The organism is Streptomyces globisporus (assembly GCF_003501885.1).
GTDB classification, from domain to species: Bacteria; Actinomycetota; Actinomycetes; order Streptomycetales; family Streptomycetaceae; genus Streptomyces; species Streptomyces globisporus_D.
This window is the reverse complement of sequence record NZ_QWFA01000117.1, coordinates 25,919-33,624: the sequence shown is the minus strand read 5'-3', so window position 1 is coordinate 33,624 and position 7,706 is coordinate 25,919. Positions and strand designations below refer to the sequence as shown.

General features: G+C 72.8%; 6 protein-coding genes and 1 riboswitch. Of the genes, 1 reads left to right on the top strand and 5 read right to left on the bottom strand.

What is annotated here, in order from left to right; translation table 11 throughout:
- The coding region (locus D3105_RS21490) for a GNAT family N-acetyltransferase (RefSeq protein WP_240646981.1) at window positions 1–2,135 on the bottom strand (2,135 nt) is incomplete at its 3' end.
- A 96-nt stretch (window positions 2,136–2,231) separates the two neighbouring features.
- Between D3105_RS21490 and D3105_RS21485 the strand changes: the two genes are divergently transcribed.
- Window positions 2,232–2,513, top strand: a complete 282-nt coding sequence (locus tag D3105_RS21485; RefSeq protein WP_007449776.1) for an HPr family phosphocarrier protein — start codon at window positions 2,232–2,234, stop codon at window positions 2,511–2,513.
- 156 nt (window positions 2,514–2,669) lie between these two features.
- Here D3105_RS21485 and D3105_RS21480 read toward each other — a convergent pair whose 3' ends face one another.
- The 4 genes from D3105_RS21480 to D3105_RS21465 form a co-directional block, all read right to left on the bottom strand.
- Entirely contained in the window at window positions 2,670–3,377 is a 708-nt protein-coding gene (locus tag D3105_RS21480) for a GntR family transcriptional regulator (RefSeq protein WP_118904725.1), read from the bottom strand.
- Window positions 3,378–3,557: 180 nt separating this feature from the next.
- A complete protein-coding gene (locus D3105_RS21475; RefSeq protein WP_118904724.1) occupies window positions 3,558–4,373 on the bottom strand; it encodes a M23 family metallopeptidase in 816 nt (271 codons plus the stop codon).
- Window positions 4,374–4,387: 14 nt separating this feature from the next.
- A riboswitch (cyclic di-AMP (ydaO/yuaA leader) is annotated at window positions 4,388–4,554 on the bottom strand.
- 242 nt (window positions 4,555–4,796) lie between these two features.
- Window positions 4,797–6,167 carry a M16 family metallopeptidase gene (locus tag D3105_RS21470; protein WP_118904723.1) on the bottom strand — a complete coding sequence of 457 codons (1,371 nt, stop codon included), beginning with the start codon at window positions 6,165–6,167 and terminating at the stop codon, window positions 4,797–4,799.
- Window positions 6,168–6,193: 26 nt separating this feature from the next.
- Window positions 6,194–7,567, bottom strand: coding sequence for a M16 family metallopeptidase (locus D3105_RS21465; RefSeq protein WP_118904722.1), 1,374 nt, complete (start codon window positions 7,565–7,567; stop codon window positions 6,194–6,196).
- Between the last annotated feature and the right edge of the window lie 139 nt (window positions 7,568–7,706).

Below are 7,706 nucleotides of genomic sequence, written 5' to 3'. Positions count from 1 at the left end.
GAGTTCGCGTCGGGGGCGGCGGTTCCGGGGGCAGGCGTCGCGGAGGTCGCCGTTCCGGGAGCGGCCGGAGCTGCCGGCGTTCCGGGGGCGCCCGGGGCGGTCGGCGTTCCCGGAGCGGTGGGCCCGGCCTGGGCGGCGGGCGTGGCCGGGGTGGTGGTTCCGGTCCGGTCCGTGGCCGCTTGCGGGGCGGTGGCCGCCGCCCGGTCCGCGGCCGCTTCCGGGGGTGCGGACCGGGGCGCGGCGGTCCGGGGACGCGGGGCCGCCGTGCTGCTGGCGGCGGCCAGCGCCTCGGCGAGGCCGCCGATCTCGACGTGGACGACGGCCACCGGCTTGGCCGACCCCCCTGCCACCGCCCTGGTCAGGGCCTCGGCCAGCACCTGGCCGTCACCGGTCTCGGCCTCCCCGTTCTCCCCCACCCACGGGATGGCGGTGACGATCACGGCGTCGCAGGTCCCGTCCGCCAGCGCCTCGGCCAGCGCGTCGCGGAAGTCCTGCGGGGAGGCGGCGGTGGTGAGGTCGATCGGCGGGCGCGGGCGCAGCCCCTCGGCGAGGCAGGCGTCGTACGTCAGCAGGCCGAGGGACTCGGAGTTGCCGAGGATGGCGACCCGGGGACCGGCCGGGAGGGGCTGGCCCGCCAGCAGGAGTCCGGCGTCGACCATCTCGGTCACGGTGTCGACCCGGATGACACCGGCCTGGCGCATCAGCGCGGAGACCGTGGTGTCGGGGATGCGGCTGACCGGGACGGCGTGGCCGGGCGGGTTGGTGCCGCTGTGCCGGGCGCCCTTCACGACGACGACGGGCTTCACGGCGGCGGTGCGGCGGGCGAGGCGGGTGAACTTGCGGGGGTTGCCGAGCGATTCGAGGTAGAGCAGGGCGACGTCGGTGTCCGGGTCCTCGAAGGAGTACTGGAGGAAGTCGTTGCCGGAGACGTCGGCCCGGTTGCCCGCCGAGATGAACGAGGACAGGCCCGCGCCGCGCCGGTGGAGGCCGGAGAGCAGGGCGATGCCGATCGCGCCGGACTGGGTGAACAGGCCGATCCGGCCGCGGGCGGGCGACTCGGGGGCGAGGGAGGCGTTCAGCCGGACGGTCTCGGCGGTGTTGATGATGCCGAAGGCGTTCGGGCCGATGATCCGCATGCCGTACGAGCGGGCCTGGCGGACCAGTTCGCGCTGGAGCTCGCGGCCGTCGGCGCCCCGCTCGGCGTAACCGGCGGAGAGGACGACCAGGCCCTGGACGCCGTGCTCGCCGCAGTCGGCGACGGCCTCGGGGACCCGGTGGGCGGGGACGGCGATGACGGCCAGGTCGACCTGCTCGTCGATCTCGCCGAGCGAGCGGTGGGCGGGGACCCCGTCGAGGGTGGCGAGGCCCTCGTCGAAGGCGCGGTTCACGGCGTAGGTGCGGCCGGTGTAGCCGGCGGCGAGGAGGTTGCGCAGGACCGTGCGGCCCACTCCGCCGGGGGTGCGGCCGGTGCCGATGACCGCGACGGAGCCGGGGGCGAGGAGGCGCTGCACCGAGCGGGCCTCGGCGCGCTGTTCGCGGCCGCGCTGGACGGCGAGGGACTTCTCCGTGGGTTCGAGGTCGAGGGTGAGGTGGACGGAGCCGTCCTCGAAGCTGCGGCGCTGGGTGTAGCCACCGTCCCGGAACACCTTGATCATTTTGTTGTTGGCGGGGAGCACCTCGGCGGCGAAGCGCCGGATGCCGCGCTCGCGGGCGACCGCGGCGATGTGTTCGAGCAGCGCCGATGCGACGCCGCGGCCCTGGTGGGCGTCCTGGACGAGGAAGGCGACCTCGGCCTCGTCGGCGGGGGCGGAGGCGGGGCGGCCCGTGTCGTCGATGCGGTCGTAGCGGACGGTCCCGATGAACTCGCCGCCGATGGTGACCGCCAGTCCCACCCGGTCGACGTAGTCGTGATGGGTGAAGCGGTGCACGTCCCGGTCGGATAGGCGGGGATACGGGGCGAAGAAGCGGTAGTACTTCGACTCGTCGGACACCTGCTCGTAGAAGCTGACCAGTCGCTCGGCGTCGTCCGTGGTGATCGGTCTGATGCGCGCGGTGCCCCCGTCGCGGAGCACCACGTCCGCTTCCCAGTGGTCGGGGTACGCGTGATGCGGACTCTGTTCCGGCGTGGGCTCCATGGCCAAAGCCTACGGCCGGACGGGAGGCCGGGCACAGCACCACGCACTGCATGAGAGACTGGTCTAGACAACCGTTGATATGTGAAGGGCAGAACCATGGCTGAGCGCCGCGTAAACGTCGGTTGGGCCGAGGGCCTGCACGCCCGCCCCGCTTCCATCTTCGTCCGTGCCGCCACGGCCTCCGGCGTCCCCGTGACGATCGCCAAGGCCGACGGCAACCCGGTGAACGCCGCCTCCATGCTGGCCGTGCTCGGTCTGGGCGCGCAGGGCGGCGAGGAGATCGTGCTCGCGTCCGACGCGGACGACGCCGAGGCCGCTCTGGACCGGCTGGCGAAGCTGGTCGCCGAGGGCCTGGAAGAACTGCCGGAAACCGTCTGACCCTCCGACTCCGGTCCGTCCGGATTCGACGGCGCGAGAGCCGTGACCCCGCGAAGGGGATCACGGCTCTTTCGCTTTCATGAGAGATGCATCTCGATAATGCGGGCAGCGTAAATAGCGCTCCGAAATTGCATCTCTTTGTATACGGCGCTTTTGTTAATGCCGGACGCCCGCAGTGTTTACGCCGTGTTGCGAACTTCTCACCGGGGGAACGGGGGCGGTGCGACGCCCGGGACGATCCGGGCGGCGGAGCCGGTGCTCGGCGGTGGAGCGTTCCGCGTGCTGGGCGGTGAGTGCCCTCGCCCGTTCCGCGTCGCCGCGCGCCACGGCGTCCACGATCGCGCCGCGCTCGGCCCAGGAGTCGACCGGGCGGGCCGGCTGCTCGACCGCGTACATCCAGGCGATCTTGTGCCGGAGCTGGGTGAGCAGCGCGATGAGCCCGGGGCTGCCGGAGGCCTGGGCCAGGGTCTCGTGGAACCAGCCGCCCAGCGACCGCAGGTCCTCGCCCTCGCCCCGGCGGGCCCGTTCCTGGCCCAGTCTGACCAGACCGCGGAGCACCTTGAGATGGGCTTCGGTGCGGCGCTGGGCGGCGCGGGCCGCGCCCAGCGGCTCCAGGAGCATCCGCACCTCCAGGAGGTCGGCGGCCTCCTGGACGGTGGGCTCGGCGACACAGGCGCCGGCGTGTCTGCGGGTGACCACGAACCCCTCGGACTCCAGCGTGCGCAGCGCCTCGCGGACCGGGACGCGGGAGACCCCGTAGCGACGGGCCAGCAACTCCTCGGTGAGGCGGCTGCCGCGCTCGTAGACACCGGAGACGATGTCGTCACGGATTGCCGTGCATACCGAATGCGCGGGAATGCGCATATCCGAACCTCCGCCTTGATCCCCGCGAAACGCGGCCGCCCGACGTCTGTTCCGTGACTCTATGACAATCCGCTGGAATTTCCGATGGCAGGCCGGAATCCAGGTATATCTTCACGCGGGAATTACCGAAGGCCCCGGCGGGTGCCGGGGCCTTCGGGCGGTGGGGCGCGAGGGGTGCGGTCAGACGTTCAGACCGTGGGACCGCAGGTAGGCGACGGGGTCCATGTCGGAGCCGTAGTCGGGGGTGGTGCGGGCCTCGAAGTGCAGGTGCGGGCCGGTGGAGTTGCCGGTGGAGCCGGAGAGGCCGATCTGCTGGCCGGAGGAGACGCTCTGGCCGACGGAGACGCCGATCGAGGAGAGGTGGCCGTACTGGGTGTAGGTGCCGTCCGCCATCCGAAGCACGATGTTGTTGCCGTACGCGCCGCCCCAGCCGGCCTCGACGACCGTGCCGGCGCCGACAGCGACGACGGAACTGCCGGAGGCGGCCTGGAAGTCCACGCCGGAGTGGCTGCCGGAGGACCAGAGGGAGCCGCCGGCGTTGTAGCCGGTGGTGACGTGGGAGCCGGCGACCGGGAGGTGGAAGGCGTTCAGCCGGGCGCGCTCGGCGGCGCGGGCGGCACGGGCCTTCTCCTCGCGGACCTCCTTGGCGCGGGCCTCGGCCTTGCGCTCGGCCTCGGCCTTCGCCTTGGCCTTGGCGGCCTTCTCGCGGGCCTCGGCGGCGGCCTTGGCCTTCGCCTTCGCGACGGCGTCGGCCTGCCGCTGCTGGGCGTGGGCCTGCGCGTCGATCTGCTCGGCGAGGGTGGCGTCGAGGGAGATGGCCTGGGTGAGGCCGGTGTCGGCGACCTTGGCGGCCTCGGTGTCCGCGGCGAGGGCCGGGGAGGACAGCGAGCCGAGGACTCCGGTGGTGGCCAGGGCCGCGATGCCGGCGGCCTGGGCGCTCCGGCGCGTGAGACGGCTCGGGGCACGGTGCTTCCCGGTGGCACGGGTGAACGCCATGGAGGGGCTGGTTCCTTTCCTTCCTTCTCGCCTACCGGGTTAGCTGACGGGTTCGGAGCAGGAAGGTCTCCTACGGATCCCCCCACCGGTTCGCGGCACGGGCCTCCGATTCACCCCAGGGACTGCATGGGTCCCCGGCTCCCCAGGCTCGCGCCTGACGGGGACTCGGCGATGACTGCCCGGCGCCGCGGCTGCGGCATACGGGTGACGGACAGCCGGGCCGACGCTAGGCGGGGCGACTTCCCATCACCAAACGGACAGGGGGATTTGTCGCGCATCCCACAGGGCAGACGGGCAACCTCTGCCCCAAAGGGTGCGAAGTGGACCAAACAGGCAAAAACACAGGACCCCGACGAAATCCCTTCTGTCGGGGTCCTGTTCACGGCAGGGGTCGCACAGGGCGGCCGCGCTCCGCGGGCGGTGTCAGCCGGTGACGACGGTCACCTCTCCGATACCGAGAGCCTTGACCGGCTCGGCGATCCGCGCGGCGTCCCCCACCAGAACCGTGACCAGCCGGTCGACCGGGAAGGCGTTGACCACGGCGGCGGTCGCCTCCACGGTGCCCGTCTCGGCGAGCCGGGCGTAGAGGTGGGCCTGGTAGTCGTCGGGGAGGTGCTGCTCGACCTGGTCGGCCAGCGTGCTCGCGACGGAGGCGGCGGTCTCGAACTTCAGCGGAGCGACACCCACCAGGTTCTGCACGGCCGTCTCGCGCTCGGCGTCGGTCAGCCCCTCGGCGGCCAGCGTCCGCAGGACCTTCCAGAGGTCGTCCAGGGCCGGTCCGGTGGACTCGGTGTCCACCGAGCCGCTGATCGCGAGCATCGCCGCGCCGCCCGCGTCGGGGCCGGAGGAGCGCAGGACCTGGGCGAAGGCGCGCACGCCGTAGGTGTAGCCCTTCTCCTCGCGCAGCACCCGGTCCAGCCGGGAGGTGAGGGTCCCGCCCAGGCAGTACGTGCCGAGCACCTGCGCGGGCCACACGCGCTCGTGCCGGTCCGCGCCGATGCGGCCGATCAGCAGCTGGGTCTGGACCGCGCCGGGGCGGTCCACGATGACCACGCGGCCGGTGTCGTCCGCGGTGATGGGCGGCACCGGGCGGGCCTGGGCGGTGTTGCCCGACCAGTCGCCGAGGGTCTCCGCCAGCAGCGCGTCCAGGTCGATGCCGGTCAGGTCGCCGACGATCACGGCCGTCGCGGTGGACGGGCGGATGTGGGCGTCGAAGAAGGCGCGCACGGCGGCCGCGTCGATCCGCCGGACCGTCTCCTCGGTGCCCAGGCGCGGGCGGGACATCCGGGCGGTGGCCGGGAACAGCTCCTTGGAGAGCTGCTTGGCGGCGCGCCGGGACGGGTTGGCGTGCTCGTGCGGGATCTCGTCGAGGCGGTTGCCCACCAGGCGCTCGATCTCGCTCTCGGCGAAGGCGGGGGCCCGCAGCGCCTCGGCGACCAGTCCGAGCGCCTTGGCCAGTCGGGAGGCCGGGACCTCCAGGGAGACCCGGACGCCGGGGTGGTCGGCGTGCGCGTCGAGCGTGGCGCCGCAGCGCTCCAGCTCGGCGGCGAACTCCTCGGCGCTGTGCTTGTCGGTGCCCTCGGAGAGCGCCCGCGACATGATCGTGGCCACGCCGTCGAGGCCCTCGGGTTCGGCCTCCAGCGGCGCGTCCAGGAAGATCTCCACGGCGACGACCTGCTGGCCGGGGCGGTGGCAGCGCAGCACGGTCAGCCCGTTGGGCAGAGCGCCGCGCTCGGGCGCCGGGAAGGCCCAGGGGCGGGCCGTGCCGGGCGTGGGCTGCGGGTGGAACTCCATGGCTACTCCAGTCACGGCGGCGTCGCTCACTTGGCCGCCCCCTCGTGCGCGTCGGTGCCCTCTTCGCCGTCTTCACCTTCGGCGGCCTCGTCGGCCGGCTCGATGGGCTCGTAGACCAGCACCGCCCGGTTGTCGGGGCGCAGGGCCGCCTCGGCCGCCGCACGCACCTCCTCCGCTGTGACGTCCAGGACGCGGCCCACGGCGGTCAGGGCGAGCTGCGGGTCGCCGAACAGGACGGCGTAACGGCACAGTTCGTCGGCCCGGCCGGCGACCGTGCCGAGCCGGTCGAGCCACTCGCGCTCCAACTGCGCCTGGGCCCGCTCCATTTCCTCGGGGGTGGGCCCCTCGGCGGCGAACCGGGCCAGCTCCTCGTCGACGGCGGCCTCGATCGTCTCCACCTCGACGCCGCCGGACGTCTTCACGTCCAGCCAGCCCAGCGAGGGCGCCCCGGCGAGCCGCAGCAGACCGAAGCCCGCCGCCACGGCCGTACGGTCGCGGCGGACCAGGCGGTTGTGCAGCCGGGAGGACTCGCCGCCGCCCAGCACGGTCAGCGCCAGGTCCGCGGCGTCGCAGGCGCGGGTGCCGTCGTGCGGGAGGCGGTAGGCGGCCATGAGGGCGCGCGCCGGGACCTCCTCGTGGACCACTTCGCGCAGCTGCTCGCCGATGATCTCGGGCAGCGTCCCGTCGCGCGGCGGCTGCTTGCCGTCGTGGGAGGGGATGGAGCCGAAGTACTTCTCGACCCAGGCGAGGGTCTGCTCGGGGTCGATGTCGCCGACCACCGAGAGCACCGCGTTGTTGGGCGCGTAGTACGTACGGAAGAACGCGCGGGCGTCCTCCAGCGTGGCCGCGTCCAGGTCGGCCATGGAGCCGATCGGGGTGTGGTGGTAGGGGTGGCCCTCGGGGTAGGAGAGGGCGGTCAGCTTCTCGAACGCGGTGCCGTAGGGCACGTTGTCGTAGCGCTGGCGGCGCTCGTTCTTGACGACGTCGCGCTGGTTCTCCATGGACTCCTCGTCGAGCGCGGCGAGAAGGGAGCCCATCCGGTCGGCTTCGAGCCACAGGGCGAGCTCCACCTGATGGGTGGGCATGGTCTCGAAGTAGTTGGTCCGCTCGAAGCTGGTCGTTCCGTTGAGCGAGCCGCCGGCTCCCTGGACGAGCTCGAAGTGACCGTTCCCCTTGACCTGGCCCGAGCCCTGGAACATCAGGTGCTCGAAGAGGTGAGCCAGGCCGGTGCGTCCCTTGACCTCGTGGCGCGAGCCGACGTCGTACCAGAGGCAGACCGCGGCGACCGGGGTCAGATGGTCCTCGGAGAGCACCACACGCAGGCCGTTGGCCAGGCGGTGCTCGGTCGCTGTCAAGCCGCCGGAGCCGGCCTGTGCGGTGGCCGTGTGACCCATGGGCATGTACGTCCCTTCGATCGCGATACTGGACTTCCTGCCAGACCTGCCACTCTAAGCAAGCGCACCGGCACCTGGCGAAGTTCCCGTTCGGCGGATGTTTCCGTCGATGGTGTCGCGAACGCCGTCGACGGCGTGCCGCCCG